This is a genomic window from Streptomyces sp. NPDC031466 (assembly GCF_055581265.1).
On the sequence record NZ_JBVIJT010000004.1, the window covers coordinates 266,773 to 286,274 of the forward strand.

The following is a 19,502-nucleotide window of genomic DNA, read 5'->3' on the forward strand; positions in this document are numbered from 1 at the left end:
GACCGGAGGCGGGCAGGGACGAGTGAGCCAACTTTTTCCGGCGAACCGGTGCGCGCGTGCGGTGTGCGGGCCGCCGGTCCGGCACCAAATGAACGGTGCGGGAATCCTTGTGGCCGGAGTGACACGAGGTGTTCACGGGTAAAGCGCGGTGGACCGGTATCCGCAGGGAAAGGGCGACGACTGATGAGTGGATCCGTCTCCAAGGGCACTGTCCGGGCAAGTCTCGCGTTGAGCGCGGCCCTGGTGTCGACCGTGCTCTGCACCACGGCGAGCACGGCGGTGCCGGACGACGCCGGCCCCGGCACGAGAGCGACGGCCGCGCCTCGTGAACGGGCTTGCCCCATCGTGTACTTCGACCTGGGCGAGACCCTCGTGCACACCGCCGAGGACGGCAGCATCGGCTTTCGGTCCGGCGCGGCGTCCTACCTGCACGCTCTGCGAATACGTCACGTCAAGGTCGGCCTGATCACCAATGTGCCGCCCTCTTGGGGTGCGACCGACGCCGAGCGCGCCGCCAGGCTGCGCCAGGAGGTCGACGCCACCTGGCGGGGGTCCACGCCGTTCCCCTGGCAGGATTTCGGCGATCGCGTCCTCACCCCGCGCACCGAGGCGGAACGCAAGCCGGCCCCCGCCCTGTGGCAGCGGGCGAAGGCCGGCGCGGGTCCCTGCCGGGTCGTCTACGAGGCGGAGGCGGCCGAGGAGGTCACCGCGGCTTCCTCGCTGGGCTTTGTGCCGTATCAGGTCGGCCGGCCGCATCAGCCCGCGTTTCTCCCGGTGGGGCTGGTCGAGGCGCTGGGCCGGCGCTCTCCTTCTTGACCAGCCCGCTGCGCAGGAGCAGTTGGAAGACCCCGAGCAGCACCGCCGTGGCGAGCGCGCTGTGCCACAGCAGGTCGTCCAGGCGGCCCGCGGCGAGATAGGCGCCCGCGGCGATCGCGGCCAGGGCGCACACCGCGCGGTCCACGATGCTCTCCACCGAGAGCAGCGTGGCGCGCGGGGCGTGCGCGGGCACCGCGTCGTTCACCAGTTTGCGCTGGATGGGGTAGGCGAAGCCGGTCGCGGCGGCGAACAGGCACAGCAGCGCGACGACGGCCCATGGACCGCCGAGCGTCATGGCCGCCAGGGTGCCCGCGAGCGCGAGGCTCAGGAGGGAGACCCAGGCGACCGGCGGCAGGCGGCGGCTCAGCCACTGCGGGCGGGCCGAGGCCACCGCCTCCGCCACCGTCATCGCCGCCATCACCCCGCCGTGCGAGGCCTCCGCGATGCCGTGGTCGAGCAGGATCGGCTGGAAGAGGTTGACCTGGCAGATCCGGGAGAGCGTGAAGATCGCCACGCCCTGCACCATCACGAGGGCCAGCCACCGCGAGGACGCGACGCAGCGCAGCGCGGCCCCCGCGTCCCGCAGGAACGCGCCGCCCCCGCGCCCCTGAGCGGTCTTTCCCGTGCCGCCGCTCCCGGCCGCGAGGCGGGGCAGCGCGACGGCGCAGGCGAGGGAGCCCGCGGCGCTGGCGGCGCTGAGCACGTACGGCGTCGGGTGGGCCACGGCCATCAGCGGACCGACCAGCGGCCAGCACACGACTTTCGCGACCAGTCCAAGCGCCCGGGCGGTGCCCTCCGCCCGCAGGTAGTGCTCGTCGCACTTCTCGGTGCGCAGCCCGTCGTACAGGTAGGCGCTGGCCGCGCCCGAGGTGAGGGAGCGGCCCGCGGCGATGGCCAGGAAGTGGACGAGGAACCCGGTGTAGGAGGCGCTGAACACCGGTGCGAGGTTCGCCGCCGTCATGACCACCGCGCCGGCCCGCAGGCAGTTGCGGGTGCCGATGCGGTCGGCGATCAGCCCGGTGGGGATCTCGAACAGGCAGAAGGCCACGTAGTAGATGCTCTGGATGCCGAAGATCTGCCCGTCGGAGAGTCCGGCCGCCTTCTGGTAGGCGTAGAACACCGGCATCCACCACAGCAGGTTGAACAGGAGCTGGAAGCCGTAGTTGAGCCGGATGATCCGGCGGGCGGTGTCCGTCAGGCCGGTGCCCCTGGGTTGCCGCCCCGCGCGCGGCCTCACAGCGCGTACGGGCGGATCTGGACCAGCCGGAAGTCGCCCTGGTCGGTCATCAGCCACTCGATGTCCAGCGGCCTGTCCACGTCGGGCGCGCTGAAGTGGGACTGCAGGAGCCGCCCGGTCAGGGACAGGTCGGCGAGCCGGGCGCGGGTGGCGGCATCGAGCGGGTCGCCCCAGGAGCCCAGGGCGACGGTACGGCCGCCGCCCTCCACGGTGTTGTACAGGTACTGCTGCGGCAGGACCGAGCCGTCGACCACCTGTTCCGGCGAGCCGGGGGAGCAGTTGAGGTAGACGTTGCGGAAGTCCTCGCGGCGGGTCGGGTCGCAGGTCACCAGAACGCCGCCGAGGGAGGCGGGGACGTACTCCTGGACGATGACGCCCATGTAGGTGTCGTCCAGGGAGATGCCGACCTGGTGGCGCAGGCGCACGCTGCGGGGTGAGAGCAGGGAGGCCCACACCTGGCGTACGGCGTCCAGGAGTTGGTCGGTTCCGTGGACGGTGGTGACGGAGTCGTAGACGCCCGCCGCGGAGAAGCCGGGGAGGTCCTCTGCGTTGGACGAGGAGCGCACGACCAGGCGGCCGCTCGGGCCGGCGGGGGTGGGGAAGGCCTGGATGATCTGCCGGGTGACGGACTCGGGGAGGGGCGTGTGCCGGATCAGCTGCTGGAGTTGCAGGCAGAGCGAGTCCAGGACGTCGGTGGCATCGAGTTCGAGGGCCATCTTGAGCTTGCCGATGCCCTGCTGGAGGACGGGGGACGAGGCGAGGAAGCGCTGCTGGAGCGCGAAGGGCAGCGCGACGCCTTCGGGGGCGCTCACCGCGCCGGCCACGAACTCGGCCGCTTTGGAGCGCAGTTCACCGGAGGACGGCCTACCGCTCAGGCCGAGCCGGGCCGCGAGGTGTTTGTGGAGGTCCTCGCGCGGGGGGCGGGGCCGCCCGTAGAAGGCGGTCAGGTCGGCCGTGCGGCTGTCGAGCACGTGGTGCAGTTCGCCGAGGTTGGCCGCCTTGGTGCCGTAGCGGTCGCTGTCCGCGGCGCGCAGCCGGTGCAGGGCCAGGACGGGGGTGTCCCGCAGCAGCGGCGGTTCGAGGCGGATGCGCTGCTGGTGCCAGGCCGGGGCCCGCAGGTCGGGTTCGCCGGCTAGGCGCTCCAGGGTTATCTCGTCCTCATGGACGCGGTAGCGGACCCACGCGCCGTCCAGGCCGTCCTTCTCGACGAGTTCTTCCAGGTCGCGCACGATCGCGTTGGGGATGCCCCAGCCGGACGCGAGGACGTTGGTGTGGGACAGCGGGGTGATGGGCGCGGTGTTGAGGAATCCGGCCACCCTGGGCACGTCGTCCGGCAGGCAGGGCATGGCCACGATGTCCGCCCAGCCGAGCCCGGCCTCGGCGGCCGCGTACTCCTCGTGGTCGCGGAAGTACCGCAGGCGTCCGGTGGCCTCGCCGGGGTTGAGCGGGGTGCGGGTGCGGGAGCCGAACAGCTCGTGGCTGAGGATGCGCGGTACGCGCAGTTCGCTGATCGCCGCCAGCGCCTCCTCCTGCCCGTGGTTGGCGGGCTTGAGGAGCAGCGGCAGCCTGCCGTCGACCCGCTCGCGCACGAACTCGTAGAAGAATTCCAGGAGTTCGCCGTGCATGGTGTCGGCCTCGGTCGTCTCCAGGACGAGGAAGGTGCGTTCGCGTCCCTCGGTGTCCTGGTCGGTGTGCAGGGAGAGCACACCCAGCAGGAAGCGGCGTGCGGGGTCCATGTAGACGGAGGCGTTGAACGCGTCCAGTTCCGCGTCGAGCGTCTCCAGGTCCATCCCCAGGACGCGGGTGGCGATGTAGTTGACGTGGAAGGGGTGCGCGGTGGTGTCGAGCAGGTGCCAGGTGTTCGCTTCGCGGTCGACGACGACCTTGAGGTACGGGTGTCCGGCGAGGACCCCGGAGAGGGTGCGGAACAGCGGCAGGGAGAGGTTCTCGCCGACGACCGTGCGGTCCGTGGCCGGTTCGGCGGAGCCGGTGAGCGCTGGGGCGGTCATACCGGGACCTCCTCGGGCCGGGCGGCGGGCAGCATCCGGGGCAGGGCGTCCACCAGGGTCTCGAAGTCGCGGAGCACGGTCCGCGCGTCGGTGGCGGAGAGCAGGCACAGGGCGGCCATGGTGTTGGCGCCGGCGGCCGGGTCGTACACCGGTACGACGCTGCCGTCGGGCAGTGAACTCTCCGCCACCACCGAGAGGTTGCTCCCCGGACTGAGGGGTGCGTGCGCGGAGACGGCCGCGAAGTCCCAGACCTTGCGGTCCCGCCAGGCCCGGCCGCCGCCGTCGACCGCGAGGACGACGAGCGAGCCCGCCGCGCCCCGTGCCCGCTCCGGGGTGAGGGCCTGTTCGGGCCACTCGACCGGGCGGCCGAGGAGGTGGTCGACCAGCATGCCGACGAGGTCGAGTCCGAAGACCTCCTCGATCTGCGGCACGGTCATCGCGCCGCCGAACCGGGCGGCCGTCTCGATCAGCCACATGCGGCCGTCGGCGCCGAGCTTGATCTCCGTGTGGGTCCCGCAGTCCCGCAGGCCGAGGGCGTCGACCGCGCGCCGGGCCAGGTCCACGATCCGCTCCTGCGCGTCGTCGGCCAGCAGGGCGGGGGTGATGCTGGCGCGCTCGGTGAACGGTTCGACGGTGGGCATGCGGCCGCTGATGCAGACCGGACGGAAGGTGCCGTCGGTGACGACGCCCTCGACGCTGACGTAGTCGCCCCAGCCGGGCTCGTCGAACCACTCCCCCGCCGTGCCGGTGACGATCTGCTCGACCACGTAGTGCGCGTCGGCCTCGGCCACGTGCAGTTCCGCGTAGCCCAGTTGGGCCGATTCGGCCATCACGTCACGGGAGCGGCCCCAGGCCGCCGACGCCTCGTGCGGGGAGCGGATGATCTGGTGGGCGGTGGATCCGGCGCTCCAGGCCGCCTTGAGGAGCAGCGGGCCCGGCAGGGCGCGTGCCGCCGCGTGCAGGTCCGCCTCCGTGGCGACGGGGCGGAACTGGGGCTGCGGCAGTCCGTGCCGCTGCCAGGTGCGGCGCATCAGCCGCTTGTCACGGGCGAGTGCGGCGGCGCTGCCCGCGCCGGCGAGGCCGAGCGCCTCGCATGCCTTCGCGACGGCCACGACCGCGTACTCGGAGAAGGTGAGGACGGCGTCCGCGCCCACGGCCTCGGCCCGCGAGGCGATGAGGGACACCAGGTCGCGGCGGTGCGTGTCGGGGGGTGTGACCACCGAGGCACACAGTCTGCGGGCGGAGCCTGCCACGGCGGGAGGAAGAGCGCTGAGGGCCAGCAGGTGCACTTCCGCCTTCGCGGCCGTCCGGGACAGGACGTGACCGAGCGGCGGACCACCCTTGGCATGCACTAACAGCACCTTGCTCACTGAAGTTCGTCTCCTATCGTCTTTGTTTCAACTGATCGCCGTATGCGGGGTGTTGACTCAAGGGGAACAGGCCGGGGTCGTCCGTGACGCCTCCACGGCGGTCGGGGACTCAGGCATTTGCCTGAGTCGCCCGTTCCGCCTGCGGATCCGCGGCCCGGGGACTTCGACCGAGAACGGGGCATGTGCGGGGCGAGGGTGGGATATCCAACGCGGTGTGACTGTGCGTCAGCCAGTCGTATACGGACGGAGACCGCTGTGGACGATTCCGCTCTCAAGGCCCTGCTCGAACGCCTTCCCGTGTTCTGGTGGGAGGTCGACGAGGCGTGGCGGGTGCTGGAGAAGGGAGGCGGCGCCTTCCCCGACAAGCGGGCGGCGCGGCGCTTCCTGGAGCGGCTGCGCGAGGAACTTCCGGCCCCGGGCCACTTGCCGGCGCAGGACCGCAGGCAGGTCCGGTTCGACGGCCGGACGTTCGACGTGAGCCGGCCCTCGGGCGGCAGCCCGGTCCCCGGCTGTACGCGCGGTCTCGCGGTGGAGGTCGACGCACCCGTCGAGGTCCCGCGCCGGTACGCGGCGTTCGCGGACCTGGTCGACCTCGCCCCGGCCGCCGCCTTCATACGGGACAGCGACGGGCGCTACCTGTGGGCCAACCACGCCTACGCGCACCTGTACGGCACGGTCCCGGAGGAGATCGTCGGCAAGTACATCGAGGACCTCGACGCGCCCGCCGACGCCGGCCGGTTCCGCGCCCTGGACCAGGAGATCCTGCGCCGGGGCACGCCGGTGCGCCACACCCTCGGCTACCGGCGCCAGGACGGCGGCACGGGCCGGGCGGTGGGCCACCGCTTCCCCGTACGGGAGAACGGGCAGACCTGCGTCGCGGGGATCTACGTCGACGTCACGGACCATCTGCGCACCCTGGTGCAGTGGCAGGAGGCAGAGGAGAACCTCCAGGCCCTGCGCGACCACAGTGGCCTGCCCTGCGCCCTGCTCTCGGCCAATGGGCGCGTGGTCGAGGCGAGCGCGGCGGCCGCGGAACTCTTCCAGCTCAGTCCGCACGACCTGGTCGGCCGCCGGGCGCACACCCTGCTGGCCCCGGAGCCCGACCTCGACCGGCTGCACCGCCGCTGGAACGGTCTGATAGCCCGCCGCACCAGACGCCTGGAGACGTCCGCTGTGCTCGTGGACGCCCAGGGGTTGCAGCGCCGCGCGCGGCTGCATCTGACGACGACCGGGCACACCGCCACCCGGGCCCGGCACGTCTGGGCCGTCGTCACGCATCAGAGCCTCGCCCATGAGGCCCATCCGTCGCTGACCGCCGCGCAGGTGCGCATCCTCTCCCTCCTGGCGGAGGGCAGCAGCAACGGCGACATCGCCACCTCGCTGAAGCTGTCCCGGCAGACGGTCGACTACCACCTCAGCCGGCTGCGGCTGCTGTTGGGCGCGGCGACCCGGCCGGCCCTGGTGGCCCGCGCCTACGTCCTCGGCATCCTGGCCCCACACGCCTGGCCACCGCGTTCCGCCACGGCGGCCCATCCGCTCAGCGCGGTCTGAGCACCGCCCGGGCGGGGGCGGAGCGGTCCATTCCATCGAGTGGTTATCGCGTGGTTTCGTCTGGGTATGTCTCGCGGCACCCGCGACAGCGGGAACGCACCGAAGGGAACCGCATGGACGTGATGACCGCACGGAATGATGTCTTCCGCATGCTTGACGTGGACGGCGACGGCGTGATCTCCCGCGAGGAGTACCTCGCCCGCCCCGAGCGGGCGGCGCTGAACCTGGGCCGTGACATGAACGACCCCCTCGTGGCCGTGGCCCGGTCCACGCACGAGCGCGTGTTCTCCGCGATGGACGCGGACGGAGACGGACGGGTCACCTTCGAGGAGTACGCGACATGGGCGGGCGCCGAGAGCTTCGACGAGGTCTGCCGCGAGGCGTTGGGCTCCCTCTTCGACCTCGCCGACACCGACGCCGACGGCAGGCTCAGCCGGGCGGAGTTCGCCCGGCTGCGCGAGGTGCTCGGCAACAGGGCGGACAACGCCGGGGAGGCGTTCGACGCCCTGGACACCGACGGGGACGGGCGCATCGACCGGGACGAATATCTGGGCGCGATCCGCGCGTTCGTCAGCGACGGCGCCTCCCCCATGTACGAGGCGCTGGTCTCGGCCCGCTGAGCGGGCGGCCTGCTCAGTCGGACCTTCTTAGGCGCGGACCTGAACCTCACGGCGGCGTGTTGGTGACATCTGGGCGGGGACGGGTAGACAAGATCGCATGCCTGAGATCTTCATGGCCGGTGTATGGGGCCTGGTGGCCGGTTCCGCCCTGCTGCTCGGGGCGGTGATCGGATACGGAATCCGGGTGCCCCGATGGCTGGTGGCATCCGTGATGGCGTTCGGCGCGGGAGTCCTGTTGTCGGCGGTGTCCTTCGAGCTGGTGGCGGAGGCGTACGACGAGGCGGGGCTGGTCCCGGCGGCGATCGGCACGGTCGGCGGGGCGCTCGCCTATACGGCGGGCAACGCCTGGCTGGCCGGACGCGGCGCCCGCCATCGCAAGCGCAGCGGTGCGGGCGGGCAGCCGTCGGAGTCCGAACAGAGCGGTTCAGGGCTGGCGCTCGCGCTGGGGGCCCTGCTGGACGGCGTGCCGGAGTCGGCGGTCATCGGGGTGAGCCTCCTCAAGGGGGGCGCGGTCAGTGTGGCGACGGTGGCCGCGGTGTTCATCAGCAATGTGCCCGAGGGACTGTCCAGTTCCGCCGGGATGCGGCGGGCGGGGCGCGGCAAGGCGTACGTGTTCGGCGTGTGGGGCGCGATCGCGCTGGCCAGCACGGTGGCGGCGGTGCTCGGTTACGCGGTGGTGGGCGGCATGTCCACGGCGGTCGTGGCGGCGGTGACCGCGGTGGCGGCCGGCGCGATCCTCGCCATGATCGCCGACACGATGATCCCGGAGGCCTTCGAGAACGCGCATCTGGCCATAGGGCTGATCACGGTGTGCGGGTTCCTGGTGTCGTTCGCCCTCTCCCACGCCTGAGGCCCCGTTCCAGCGGGGCCCGCGGGGGCGGGCGGGCGGCCGTCAGGGGCGGTGGCGGGCGAGGTTCCGTTCCAGGAGCCGGGTCGAGGCGCCGACCCCGACGCCGACGCCGGACACGAATATTCCACGGAAACGTCACTGCCGGGCGGGCGCGGCCCGCTCCCCTCAGAGCAGCAGGACGAGCGCGTAGACGAGGAAGAACGCCGCGATGAGCACCGCGAGGCCGAGGATCAGGGCCAGCGGGCCCTTGCCCCAGCCCTTCGTCGGATCCTGGGCGGGTCCGGCCCCCGACATGCCGCCCTCCGAGGGCGGCGTCTCCCCCGGCGGCGGACCGCCACCGGGCTCGGGTCGCGAGGTCTCGCGCGGCTGCGGGTCGGAGCCCGGCTGCGGCACTGGGCTCTGGCGGGGGTCGGGGCCTTGGTGAGGATCGGGGCCCTGGCGGGGGTCGGAGCCGGAATGCGGAACAGGGCCTTGGCGGGGGTCGGAACCCGGATGCGGGTCGGGGCCCGGCGGTGGCGAAGCGTTCATGTGATCCACGTTCCCCCGCCCTGTGCCCCGCTGGGCAGCACCACCCGAACGGCGCACACGGACGGCGGAGGTACACCCCGGACGGGCCAGCCGATCCCGCTTTTGAGCTGCGCTTATCGTTGCCCACGTGCCGATGACCCACACTGAGACAGCCGCTGGGCTCGAACCCGCCGGGCTCCTTCTCGTCGAGCGGATCGTGGGTGACGTCCGCCTGCCGCCGCTGCCGCCCGGCTACAGTCCCGCGAGCGCCGGACCCGAGCACGGGCGGTTCGACTCCCGCCCGGACGAGGTCGCGGACGTGGACGAGCCCGGCATGGCGGAGAAGGTCAACGCCGGCTGGTACCGGATGGCGGTGGAGTACGGACTGTTCGGCGAGGAACGCGAGTTCTTCCTGGCGGTCGACTTCTCCGCCCCGGAGGAGGAGGACCTCACCGGAGAGCACCGGGGCTGGGCCCGCGTACGCCTCCTGGACGAATGGGACTTCGTACGGAGCGAGGTGCGGACGCTCCGCAGCGCGCTGGCGGGGCTCCTGACGGACCGGTTCGTCCCCGAGTTCACGGTGGTCTCACTCGACGGCCGCGTGCTGCTGAACACCACGGTCTGGGGCAGCGGAAAGGTCAGCACGATCGCCCTTCGGCCGTGACCCCGTCCGCGCCGCCGCCGGCGTGGACGGTTCCCTCGGTCTCAGTCGAACCGCAGGATCCGCGGGGCGAACGTGCCCTGGGGCCCTTCGGCTCGGCCCACCGACCACATCGTCGCGGTGCCCGGCACCGGCGCCAGCCACAGCCGTGAGGAGCCGCCTTCGCCGGCCACCTCCGGTTCACTGTGCCCGGTGAACGACTGCCCGTTCCAGGCGAGGAAGTCCGGCCCCGGGATCAGCGGCGGGTAGGTGCCCGGCGGGGCGAACTTCTGCGAACGGGAGACCCCGGCCCAGGCCAGTTCCCCGGACGGCCCGGGCGTCAGCGAGCTGATGGAGCCGAAGTCCGTGGGCATCGTCACCTGGGACCACTTCTTCCCGTCCCAGCGGGCCAGCAGCGGCGGAATGGGCTTGCCCACCGGGCCGCCGACGAACCCGGCCGTGCCCCCCGCCCACACCTCCGTCGGCGAGACCGCCAGCACACTGCCCACGGCCGACCGGGGGAACCCGCTCACGATGGTCTGTTCCCACGCCCGCCCGTCCCAGTGCGACACGACCGCGCCCGCGTTGGTGTCGCCCGCCGCCCAGACGTCGTCGGCGGCCTTGACGTGCAGGCCGTACACGGTTCCGGGCGGCACGGGCAGGTCCGTCCAGCCGCCCGCGGTCCGGCGCAGCAGGACCTGTGCGCCATCCCGCGACCCGATCAGCCACAGCTCCCCGCCGCCCGCGACGGCCTTGGTCAGTGCGACACCGCGTGGCGGCCGGCTCTCGGACCAGGCCGTGCCGTCGAAGCGCAGCAGGCGGGCGCCGCCCGCCGCGTCACGGCCGACCGCCCAGACCGAGGCCGGGGAGGTCCCGGCGACGGACAGCAGCTCTCCCTGCCAGCGGACTCCCGGCAGGCTGTGCCGCTGCCACGCGGTCCCGTCCCAACGCAGTACCAGCGGGAAGCCCGGCGCCTCGCGTCCGACGGCGTCGGCACCCACCGCCCACGCCCGGTCCGGCCCGAACGCCACCGCCTCGTTGAGCCCTGCCTGCGGGCGCACCTCCGCCGGGACGGGAACGTGCCGCCAGGCCGGGTCGGTCTGCGCCGCGGCCGGGCTCATGGCGGCGAGGGCGGTCATGGCGATGGCGAGGACCGCGACGAGAAGTCTGCGTGCCATGGTCAGCCTCCCAGCCGCTCGCTCATGAGGTTCGGTTTCGAGCCGTAGATCTCGACGGTCCCGAAGGACAGCAGCGTGGTCCCGGCGGTCGCCAGCGCGAGGGGTTTGACGTCGATGGCGTTCGTGCGCTCGGGGCCGTAGGAGAAGGTGGTGCGCGCGCCGTTCACCCGCGCGTACTTCGCCTGGAACGCGCGGTCGCTGCGCATCGGCAGCCACAGCGCGCCGTCCGGTCCGCGCACCATGCCCTCGGTGTACGTGTCGCCCAGCGGCGGGTAGGCGGTGCGCCACGAGTGCCCGTTCCAGGCCATCAGATAGGTGCGCCCCCCGTTCTCGGTGTACTGGCTGCCGCCGATCGTGGCCCGGCCCGACGGTTCCAGCAGGACGGTGTGCACGTTGCCGTTCGCCGGCAGCGCCACCTTCGCGTCCCGCCACGCCGTTCCGTCCCAGCGCAGGATCGCGGGTCCGGTGTCGGTGTCCGCCCAGGCCCAGGCGTCGTCGGCGGTACGCGCGGTGATCCCCATCACGTAGTGCACGCCGTCCGGGGTGGTCTGCGTGGTCCAGCGGGAGCCGTCGTAGTGCAGCACCTTCAGTCCCGTGTCGTCCTCTCCGACGACCCACGCTGCGCCCGGTACGGCGGTGAAGTCCTGGTAGACCCGCAGGGTCTGCGGCAGGGCGAGCACGTTCCACTCCCCCGCCGACCGGCGCAGGATCTCTCCTTCTCCCGCACGGTTGTTGTGGAGGACCCACAGCTCGTCCCCGACGAACCGCGCCTTGCCGAGCCAGCCCGGGTCACCGGCGCCGGGGAAGGTCGTGTCCCGGCTCCACGCCTTGCCGTCCCACCGGTACAGCATCGGGCGCAGCCCGTCGGCGGTGTGCTCGTAACCGGTCACCCATCCCTCGCCCGGCCCACGGGCGGCGAAATCGGACACGGTCACCGGCGAGGCCGCCGCGGGCGGCACGGGAAGCACCGTCCAGCCCGGCGTCACGGCCGTGGCCACGGGGGCCGACACCGCCGCGACACACGCGACCAGACAGCAGACGAGGGCCACACGGAGACCGTTCACGAAACCGTTCACGAGACCTCCCAGGAGGCGAAGGCCGCTCAGCCTATGGCGTGCACCCATCGGTGACCAGACGTCACACCACCGTCTCCCGGACATTCCGAAGTTCCCCGGCGCGGGCGCGGTGCGGGGCAGGAGGCATGTCTATGGGGCTTGTCCAGGGGGCTCGTTGAAGCTCCTACGGTGCGGGAAGCGCGGAGAGCCGTCCGTGACGTGGTTCGACGTGGACGACGACACGGAACTCCCGCTGGCCGGGGACTTCCAGGCGTTCATCGAGCGTCTGGTTGCGGCCACGTCGCTCGATGCCGAGGATACGGACGGTAACCGACCGGCATCACGATCTGCGGAGGTGACTGCGCGTCGGCCTCAGCTTCCGGTCGGATCGAGGGCCTCTGTGTGGGAACACGCGCGTTCGGTCCTGCTCTCCGGCAGGTGCATGCGGTGCACCAACGTACGTGTCGTGCGCCGCGCCGGGCAGCTGCGCCATGTGACGTCGGGGTAGCAGGCGCGCAGGTGCGAGATGGCGCGGGTCTCCAGACCGCTGTCGAGCAGGGGCGCCGCGACGTGGATCTCCGAGATGACGCCGCTCGCGCACTGTTCGCAGACCTCGTAGGTGAGATGGCCCACGACCCGGCGGATGTGTACGAGAAGAAGGCTGTCGGCCCGGGCGTCGGGCGCGAGGGAGTGGAGGATCTGCACATCGCGGTAGGCGAGCAGGCGGCGGTGGATCCTGCCGCGTCGGCGCTGGGATCGGGCGTGCCGGGGCGTCTTGCGCCGCTGGATTACGCGAGCGAGAGGCCCCGGCAGCCGATGAGGGTTGCCAAGCATGAGGAGCGGCTACCCCGGGGGCATGTCACCAATCCTGCGGGGCGGCGACTGGAGCCGGGTGGCGAACAAGAGCGGCATGCCCCAACTCGGCTTCAGCCTCTTGCTGGGTTCGCCCCCGCGCCTCGACCGCCCGGCAATCTTTCGACGCGCGACGCGACTCACCGGCCGAGGTTGGGGGGACGCGGATCTTCGCGGAGAAGATCTCCACTCGCGTCTCCCGGCGCCCCGAGCCGGGGGCCGCCGTGCAGTTCGGCGGGAAGATCCGCTCAACAGGCCGCCCCGGCGGCGGACGCGTGGTCTTCCAGCTGGTTTGCGGCTGGGGCGGGTGTCTGGGCTAGGACTCCGGAACCTCGGCGTAGCGCGCGGCCATCGCGGCGGCGCGGTCGCGCAGGGAGAGGCGCAAGGCCGCGGGGGCCAGGGCTTCCGCGTCCGTGCCGAGCTGCCACAGCGCCCACTCGGCATGGCGCAGGTCCTGGTACGTCGCCTCCAACCGCAGCCACCCCTCGGGCCCCTCAGGGTCGGGGCGGACGCCGGGGTCTGCGGCGCGCACCGCCACGGCGGTGTTCAGCAACTCCTCCCGCCGCCGCGGGTTCACCCGGAGCGGCACGGTGATGTGGTCGCCGGACAGGAACCGCGCGCAGCGTTCCCGCCAGATCCGTTCCAGGTCGACCTGGTTCGGCCGCTGTGCCGGTTCGGGGAGTTCCTCGGCGGCCGAGACCCGGGACAGCCGGTAGGTGCGGTCCGCGCCGGATCTGGTGGCGAGCAGGTAGCCCCGGTCCCGCACGGTGACCAGGCCGATCGGGTCCACCGTGCGCCACCGCGGCGGCTGGTCCGTGGCCGCGTAATGGAGGCGCAGCTTGTGCCCGGTGAGCACCGCGCGCCGGATCTCGGCCATCGTCGTCTCCGGCACCTTCTCGGCGTCCGACCGGCTTGGGAGCAGGTCCGTCTCCGGTTCCACGAGGAAGCGCCGGGCCGCGTCGCTCGCGGGGGCCCGGTGGCTTTCGGGCAGCGCGTCGACGACTTTGCGCAGGGCCGCGGCACGCGCCGGGCCGAGGCCGAACACCCGCTCCGCGCGCCCCGGTCCGGCGGCCAGGAGGGCCACGGCCTCGTCGTGGTTCAGCCCCATGAGCTCGGTCCGGAAACCGGGCAACAACGCGAACCCGCCGTGCCTGCCGCGTTCCGCGAAGACCGGGACGCCGGCCGCGGACAGCGCCTCGATGTCGCGCAGCACGGTACGGGTGGACACCTCCAGCTCACGGGCGAGCGTGTCCGCGGTCAGCCGACCGCGCTGACGCAGCATCAGCACCAGCGAGACCAGTCGATCTGCGCGCATGCGGCAGACCTTATCGAATACATGACCGAGGGTGTCGTGATTCGTTGGCAGGCTCCGGGGCACCGACGTCGGCGTCAGCGCCGGCGTCGACGGATGTCCGCATTTCCCGTGCAGACGAATGGAGCTGATGTGGCAGTGGAACGAACGGCGGTCAATCCCGTGACGTGGTCGGTGGAGATGGGATTCAACCAGGGGGAACTCGTCAGCGGGCACACCCGGACCCTTTACTGCTCCGGGCAGACCGCGATGAACGGCGACGGCAAGCCTCAGCACGAGGGCGACATGGCCGGACAGTTGGTGCTGAGCCTCGACAATCTGGAGGCCGTGCTCGGCGAGGCCGGCATGTCCCTCGCGAACCTTGTCCGGCTCAATGTCTACACCACCGACGTCGATCTGCTGTTCCCTCATTACGGCCTGCTGGCCTCGCGGTTGGGCGCCGCGGGGGTGGCACCGGCCACCACGATGCTCGGGGTGACACGGCTGGCGATTCCGGGTCAGATGGTCGAACTCGAAGGAACTGCCGTCGCATGACGTGACCTCACCACCAATTCACCGCTTCTCCTGCTCGTGCCGGTCCGACCGGCACGAGCAGTTTTCATTCCCGAGGGCAATCGGCGGCCGATGGACAGGCCGGGTTGCTTTGCCATCAAGAAGGAAGGCATTTCACAGCAGCAGGCGCCATGGAGCCCCCTGCACCGCGCTGAGATGACGCCACCCTCAAGCGGTTCAATATGTCCATCTTTACACGATAAGTAGACTTGGCGCCTCTTTTGCCAAGTAAGTGCAGTTTCATTTCCCTTTCGCGGCGATAAACACCGATTTTTCCGCGCCGCTTCAGTGAAATGTGTCACGCCGATAAGGGATGATCGTGTAGCTCTCCGCGCCTATTTCCGTTCCCCGCAAAGCTAGTTGGCTTTAGCGATCAAAAGAGTCGTAGAGATCAAATCCCCAGGGAAGTCTCTTTGGATTCGCCGGTGTGAATTCCGGCCTTGTTCCGTCCCGGCGCTCTCGCTTAATGTCACCGTCAATCCGGATGGAACGCCGAATCCTGCCGCTGTCCGGAAACCCTTCCACTCACTCATCCACGGCAGGAGCGGGGGACCCAGGTAAGCCGCCGATCCGGATTCCGGATCGGCTCGGGGTGAAGGCGCGTTCCCCACGCGTCAGGACAGCTCCCGTCCGAACCCGACAGCTCACCTCGCAGGCGACGGAGAGGAACGTTTCGTCATGCCCGCAAAGGGAAAGCACCGCCGCCCCAAGTCCAGCTCGCTCAACCGGGGCATCGCCGCTGCGGGAACGGGCGGAGCCGTGCTCGTCCTCCCCGTGCTCGGCGCCACCAGCGCCGGAGCGGCCGAGGCCGGCGCCCTCGCCAAACCGGCCGCCGACTCCAGGACCTACGTCGTCGTCGCGGGCGACTCCCTCTCCAAGATCGCCCAGGAGCACTCCCTGAGCGGCGGCTGGAAGAAGCTCTACGAGGACAACCGCGGCGTACTCGGCGCCGACCCTAAGCTGATACACCCGGGCCTGAGGCTCACTCTCGGCGCGAAGGGCGCGGCCGAGCCCGAGAAGAAGCCGGCCGCCTCCCCGGCGTCCGCCGAGCGGGCGGACCGCTCGGCGCGCGAGGCCGTGCCCGCCGTCGCCCCGGCGAAGAAGACCTACGCCAACAACCTCGACGGCTGGATCAGGGAGTCGCTGGACATCATGGCCCAGCACGGCATCCCCGGTTCCTACGAGGGCATCCACCGCAACGTCATGCGTGAGTCCTCCGGCAACCCGCTGGCCATCAACAACTGGGACGTCAACGCGGTCGCCGGCACGCCCTCCAAGGGACTCCTCCAGGTCATCGGCCCCACGTTCGCCGCGTACCACGTGCCCGGCACGTCGCTGGACAGCTTCGACCCCGTCGCCAACATCACCGCCGCCTGCAACTACGCGGCCGACCGGTACGGCTCGATCGACAACGTGAACGGCCCGTACTAGACCTCACCCACCGCACAGACCGCCCGCCCGGCGGATCACCCGCCGGGCGACTCGTTCGGCTACCGGCACAGGCCGTGCGCGGTTCCCATGATCTGGGCGGTCTGCTTCGGAGTGGTGCCGATTTCTCTCATCGTCTTCTTCGCCTGGTCGCCGAGCGCCTTCCCCCGCGCGGCGCAGAAGGCGTTGCCGTGGGTGAGGAGCGTCGCGTCGTCGATGTCCGCCAGGTCCGGGTAGTGGTCCCGGATCGTCTTGAGGTAGAGCTTGGACATCACACCCGTCAGCTCGCGCGGCTCGGCGGCGCTGGGCGCAGGCGTGGACGCGGTGGTCGAGGGTGCGGACGCCGAGGCCCGGGCGCGGTCGTCGCCGTCGTCGTCGCACGCCGATGCGCCAAGGACGGTCACGGCGAGGCAGAGGGCGAGGACAGGCAGGCGCTTGTACATGGATCTCCTGGTCGAGGGGAAATGCGGGGTTCATTCTCACCCCTGACGAGGTGGTGGCTCCCGGCGGGTGGACATCGCCGACATCGTGGTGTGGGGCGCCCCGCCCTTCGGGGGCGGTCGAAGGTCAGACCGCCCGGCGCCCGTCTCGCTCGGGAGACCCGCGCGTTCGACGCGTACGACGGTCAATGCGCCATCTCCCGAACGGTGTTGACGCCGCCTCGGCACGGGCGTCGCAAGTCGACGGCGCCCGCCACCCGCGCCTCCGCTCGCGGCGGGTTGTCCGTGAACTCTCACGAAATTGTCCGTGATCTGTAACAGGCGCATCCCTCGGCCGCCGGGCCCCGTCCTGGCATGTGGCGGTAAGGCGACCGGACCGGGGACCGGCGAGGATGACGTGAGAGGGGCGGGCATGGCACGGCACAGCGGGGGACGGGGCTGGTACGGCAAGTTGGTCGGGGCGGCGCTCGGTGTGACGGTGCTCGCCACCGGCGCCTCGGTGTGGACCGCGCAGGCCGGTGACGTGAGCGACGCGCCGCCGCGGGCGGGCGCACCGGCCAAGCCGGGCGGTGACGTCAAGCCGGTCTCGGCGACCATCGCGCACGCCTCGGAGAAGGGGAAGCGCGGCGTCAACATCACGATCGACGACGGCCCCGACCCCGTGTGGACCCCTCAAGTGCTCGACCTGCTGCGGGAGTACGGGGTGAAGGCCACCTTCTGCATGGTGGGGACGCAGGCGCGCGCCCACCCCGACCTCGTGAAGAAGGTGGTCGCGGAGGGGCACCGGCTGTGCGACCACTCGGTGTCGCACGACACTGCCATGGACAAGAACTCCCAGCACTATCAGTCGCAGCAGATACTCGACGCCGAACGCATGATCACAAAGGCGTCCGGCGGTGTGCGGCCGATGTACTACCGGGCGCCCGGCGGGGCGTTCACCCCGTACAGCCGTAAGCTCGCCGCTTCCCGGGGCATGCGCCCGCTGGGCTGGAACGTCGACACCAAGGACTTCGAGCGCCCCGGCACGGACGCCATCGTCGCCACCGTGGAGCGGGAGCTGCCCAACGGGCCGACACTCCTCTTCCACGACGCGGGCGGCGACCGCACCCAGACCGTCGAGTCGCTGCGCCGGCTCCTCCCCCGCCTCAAGGAACAGGGTTACGCGTTCGGCTTCCCCGTGCGCTGAGTCCCCCCCGCACGTCACACGCCCTGCACGTCCCCCGGGAAGCCTCTTCGCGCCTGCCGCGCTGCCGAACGCCCTGCGGTTGTTCGGCAGCACCGGCACCCTTGGCGTGCGCAGGGGCTGCCCGCCGGCCTCATGGCCTCGCCGGTCGCCCGCGGAGTCGGCGACCGGCCCCCGGCGGGCACCACACCCGGATCCCGGAAGCAGCGCACGTAACGGTCCGGCGAGCCCACGCCCCGCCGGGGCCCACCTCTCCCTAGCCCAACCAGGTCACATCTGCCCCCGACTCTCCCCCCGGCCCGTGCGTCCCCATGGCCACGGAGAGCCCGGCGGACGATGTTGGTGCCCGGTATGCCGTGCCGGTGGTCAGTCGGTACCGGACAGGTGTGGGAACGAGGGAGGCCACGATGGCGGAGCTGTTCATCGACGGGGAGTGGACCGGTGCCGTCCGGGGCGCGCGGCGGGACGTGATCAACCCGTACGACGCGTCCGTCGTCCAGCAGGTCGACGACGCGGACGAGGCCGACGTCGACCTCGCCGTCCGAGCCGCCCGGCGCGCCTTCGACCGCGGTGACTGGCCGTCGGCACCCACCCGGGAGCGGGCCGACGTACTGCTGAAGGTGTCGCGGTACCTCCTGCGCGACCAGGAGGAGATCGCCCACGTCGAGTCCCTCGACACCGGGAAGACGCTCGCCGAGGCACGCATCGACGTCGAGGACGTCTCGAACGCGTTCCGCTACTTCGCCGAGATCGCCGACAAGGACGGCGGCCGGGTCGTGGACGTCGGCCCCGACGTGCTCAGCCGCGTCACCTACCACCCCATCGGGGTCTGCGCGCTCATCGCGCCATGGAACTACCCGCTGCTCCAGGCCTCGTGGAAGGTCGCCCCCGCGCTGGCCGCGGGCAACACCCTCGTGCTCAAGCCCAGTGAGACGACGTCGCTCTCCACGATCCACATGTTCCGGCTGCTCGCCGAGGCGGGTACCCCGGCCGGGGTGGCGAACCTGGTGCTCGGCCCGGGCGCCACCGTCGGCGCGGCCATGTCCGCCCACTCCGAGGTGGACATGGTGTCCTTCACCGGTGGTCTTGCCACCGGACGCCGGATCATGGAGGCGTGCGCCCCCGGCGTGAAGAACCTCGCGTTGGAACTCGGCGGCAAGAACCCCAACGTGGTCTTCGCCGACTGCGACTTCGACGCCGCCGTCGATCACGCGCTGGAGGCATCGTTCCTGCACTCCGGTCAGGTGTGCTCGGCAGGCTCCCGCCTCCTGGTGGAGGACTCCCTGCACGACCGGTTCGTGGAGCGCCTCGCCGCCCGCGCGGGGGCCATCCGGCTCGGCAACGGCCTCGACCCCGCGACCGAGAGCGGGCCGCTCAGCTCGGCCGAGCACCGGGCGAAGGTCGAGGGCTATCTGGAGATCGCCCGGGAGGAAGGCGCCCGGCTGGTCTGCGGCGGCCGGCGCCCCGACGATCCCGAGCTGTCGCGCGGCTTCTTCCTGCTGCCCACCATCTACGCCGACTGCGACCGCTCCATGCGCATCGTGCAGGAGGAGGTCTTCGGTCCGGTGGTCACCGTGGAGCGTTTCCACAGCGAGGAGGAGGCCGTGGAACTCGCCAACGACACGCGGTACGGCCTGGCCGGCGGGGTGTGGACCAGCGACGCGAGCCGCGCCCAGCGCGTCGCCGCCCGGCTGCGGCACGGCACCGTCTGGATCAACGACTTCCACCCCTACGTCCCCCAGGCCGAGTGGGGCGGCTTCGGCCGCTCCGGATTCGGCCGGGAGCTCGGGCCCACGGGGCTGCGCGAGTACCAGGAGGCCAAGCACATCTACCAGAACCTGAGGCCGGGCGTCTCCGGCTGGTTCAAGGGCTGAGCGGGCAAGGGCGAGAGAGAGGGCGACG

At 71.6% G+C, this 19,502-nt stretch carries 18 protein-coding genes and 1 riboswitch; of the genes, 9 read left to right on the top strand and 9 right to left on the bottom strand.

Annotated features, from left to right (window positions below; genetic code table 11):
- Positions 1-183 precede the first annotated feature (183 nt).
- The gene (locus ACZ5GP_RS10045) at positions 184-816 is read left to right on the top strand and encodes an HAD family hydrolase (protein ID WP_468750375.1); all 633 of its coding nucleotides are present in this window, start codon (positions 184-186) and stop codon (positions 814-816) included.
- Here ACZ5GP_RS10045 and ACZ5GP_RS10050 read toward each other — a convergent pair.
- Genes ACZ5GP_RS10050 through ACZ5GP_RS10060 form a run of 3 tightly spaced genes read right to left on the bottom strand, consistent with a single transcriptional unit; the run spans position 704 to position 5,423 of the window.
- A complete protein-coding gene (locus ACZ5GP_RS10050) occupies positions 704-2,053 on the bottom strand; it encodes an MFS transporter (protein ID WP_468750376.1) in 1,350 nt (449 codons plus the stop codon). The two genes, ACZ5GP_RS10045 and ACZ5GP_RS10050, sit on opposite strands and share 113 nt — an antisense overlap.
- Entirely contained in the window at positions 2,050-4,062 is a 2,013-nt protein-coding gene (locus ACZ5GP_RS10055) for a PEP/pyruvate-binding domain-containing protein (RefSeq protein WP_468750377.1), read from the bottom strand. Before ACZ5GP_RS10055 ends, ACZ5GP_RS10050 begins: the two co-directional genes overlap by 4 nt.
- On the bottom strand, positions 4,059-5,423 hold the full coding sequence (locus ACZ5GP_RS10060) for an ATP-grasp domain-containing protein (RefSeq protein WP_468750378.1): 1,365 nt from the start codon (positions 5,421-5,423) through the stop codon (positions 4,059-4,061). Before ACZ5GP_RS10060 ends, ACZ5GP_RS10055 begins: the two co-directional genes overlap by 4 nt.
- Positions 5,424-5,687: 264 nt before the next feature.
- On the opposite strand from ACZ5GP_RS10060, the gene ACZ5GP_RS10065 reads away from it, so the two are divergent.
- The 3 genes from ACZ5GP_RS10065 (at position 5,688) to ACZ5GP_RS10075 (ending at position 8,453) form a co-directional block, all read left to right on the top strand.
- Positions 5,688-6,983 (top strand): PAS domain-containing protein, encoded by a 1,296-nt coding sequence (locus ACZ5GP_RS10065; RefSeq protein ID WP_468750379.1) that lies wholly within the window; start codon positions 5,688-5,690, stop codon positions 6,981-6,983.
- Between the two features lie 149 nt (positions 6,984-7,132).
- Positions 7,133-7,603 carry an EF-hand domain-containing protein gene (locus ACZ5GP_RS10070; protein WP_468750380.1) on the top strand — a complete coding sequence of 157 codons (471 nt, stop codon included), beginning with the start codon at positions 7,133-7,135 and terminating at the stop codon, positions 7,601-7,603.
- Between the two features lie 97 nt (positions 7,604-7,700).
- Complete coding sequence (locus ACZ5GP_RS10075; RefSeq protein WP_468750381.1) at positions 7,701-8,453, top strand: ZIP family metal transporter; 753 nt, start codon at positions 7,701-7,703, stop codon at positions 8,451-8,453.
- Positions 8,454-8,618: 165 nt separating this feature from the next.
- On the opposite strand, the gene ACZ5GP_RS10080 is transcribed toward ACZ5GP_RS10075, so the two are convergent.
- Positions 8,619-8,846, bottom strand: a complete 228-nt coding sequence (locus ACZ5GP_RS10080; protein WP_468750382.1) for a DUF6480 family protein — start codon at positions 8,844-8,846, stop codon at positions 8,619-8,621.
- 268 nt (positions 8,847-9,114) lie between these two features.
- Here ACZ5GP_RS10080 and ACZ5GP_RS10085 point away from each other — a divergent pair, with 268 nt between their 5' ends.
- A complete protein-coding gene (locus ACZ5GP_RS10085) occupies positions 9,115-9,624 on the top strand; it encodes a hypothetical protein (RefSeq protein WP_468750383.1) in 510 nt (169 codons plus the stop codon).
- 41 nt (positions 9,625-9,665) lie between these two features.
- Here the strand turns inward: ACZ5GP_RS10085 and ACZ5GP_RS10090 are convergent, their stop codons facing one another.
- The 4 genes from ACZ5GP_RS10090 to ACZ5GP_RS10105 all read right to left on the bottom strand — a co-directional run bounded on the left by ACZ5GP_RS10090 (position 9,666) and on the right by ACZ5GP_RS10105 (position 14,000).
- Positions 9,666-10,778, bottom strand: a complete 1,113-nt coding sequence (locus ACZ5GP_RS10090) for a beta propeller repeat protein (RefSeq protein WP_468750384.1) — start codon at positions 10,776-10,778, stop codon at positions 9,666-9,668.
- Between the two features lie 2 nt (positions 10,779-10,780).
- Positions 10,781-11,842 carry a hypothetical protein gene (locus ACZ5GP_RS10095; RefSeq protein WP_468750720.1) on the bottom strand — a complete coding sequence of 354 codons (1,062 nt, stop codon included), beginning with the start codon at positions 11,840-11,842 and terminating at the stop codon, positions 10,781-10,783.
- Between the two features lie 363 nt (positions 11,843-12,205).
- Entirely contained in the window at positions 12,206-12,667 is a 462-nt protein-coding gene (locus ACZ5GP_RS10100; RefSeq protein WP_468750385.1) for a hypothetical protein, read from the bottom strand.
- A gap of 334 nt (positions 12,668-13,001) precedes the next feature.
- On the bottom strand, positions 13,002-14,000 hold the full coding sequence (locus ACZ5GP_RS10105) for a helix-turn-helix transcriptional regulator (RefSeq protein ID WP_468750386.1): 999 nt from the start codon (positions 13,998-14,000) through the stop codon (positions 13,002-13,004).
- 135 nt (positions 14,001-14,135) lie between these two features.
- On the opposite strand from ACZ5GP_RS10105, the gene ACZ5GP_RS10110 reads away from it, so the two are divergent.
- Both ACZ5GP_RS10110 and ACZ5GP_RS10115 read left to right on the top strand, forming a co-directional pair.
- Entirely contained in the window at positions 14,136-14,531 is a 396-nt protein-coding gene (locus ACZ5GP_RS10110; RefSeq protein WP_468750721.1) for a RidA family protein, read from the top strand.
- A gap of 534 nt (positions 14,532-15,065) precedes the next feature.
- Positions 15,066-15,222: riboswitch (cyclic di-AMP (ydaO/yuaA leader) on the top strand.
- A gap of 5 nt (positions 15,223-15,227) precedes the next feature.
- Entirely contained in the window at positions 15,228-15,980 is a 753-nt protein-coding gene (locus ACZ5GP_RS10115) for a transglycosylase SLT domain-containing protein (protein WP_468750387.1), read from the top strand.
- Between the two features lie 59 nt (positions 15,981-16,039).
- Here ACZ5GP_RS10115 and ACZ5GP_RS10120 read toward each other — a convergent pair whose 3' ends face one another.
- Positions 16,040-16,420, bottom strand: a complete 381-nt coding sequence (locus ACZ5GP_RS10120) for a hypothetical protein (RefSeq protein WP_468750388.1) — start codon at positions 16,418-16,420, stop codon at positions 16,040-16,042.
- A 409-nt stretch (positions 16,421-16,829) separates the two neighbouring features.
- On the opposite strand from ACZ5GP_RS10120, the gene ACZ5GP_RS10125 reads away from it, so the two are divergent.
- Positions 16,830-17,603, top strand: coding sequence for a polysaccharide deacetylase family protein (locus ACZ5GP_RS10125; RefSeq protein ID WP_468750389.1), 774 nt, complete (start codon positions 16,830-16,832; stop codon positions 17,601-17,603).
- 404 nt (positions 17,604-18,007) lie between these two features.
- The gene (locus tag ACZ5GP_RS10130) at positions 18,008-19,474 is read left to right on the top strand and encodes an aldehyde dehydrogenase family protein (protein WP_468750390.1); all 1,467 of its coding nucleotides are present in this window, start codon (positions 18,008-18,010) and stop codon (positions 19,472-19,474) included.
- Positions 19,475-19,502: the final 28 nt, after the last annotated feature.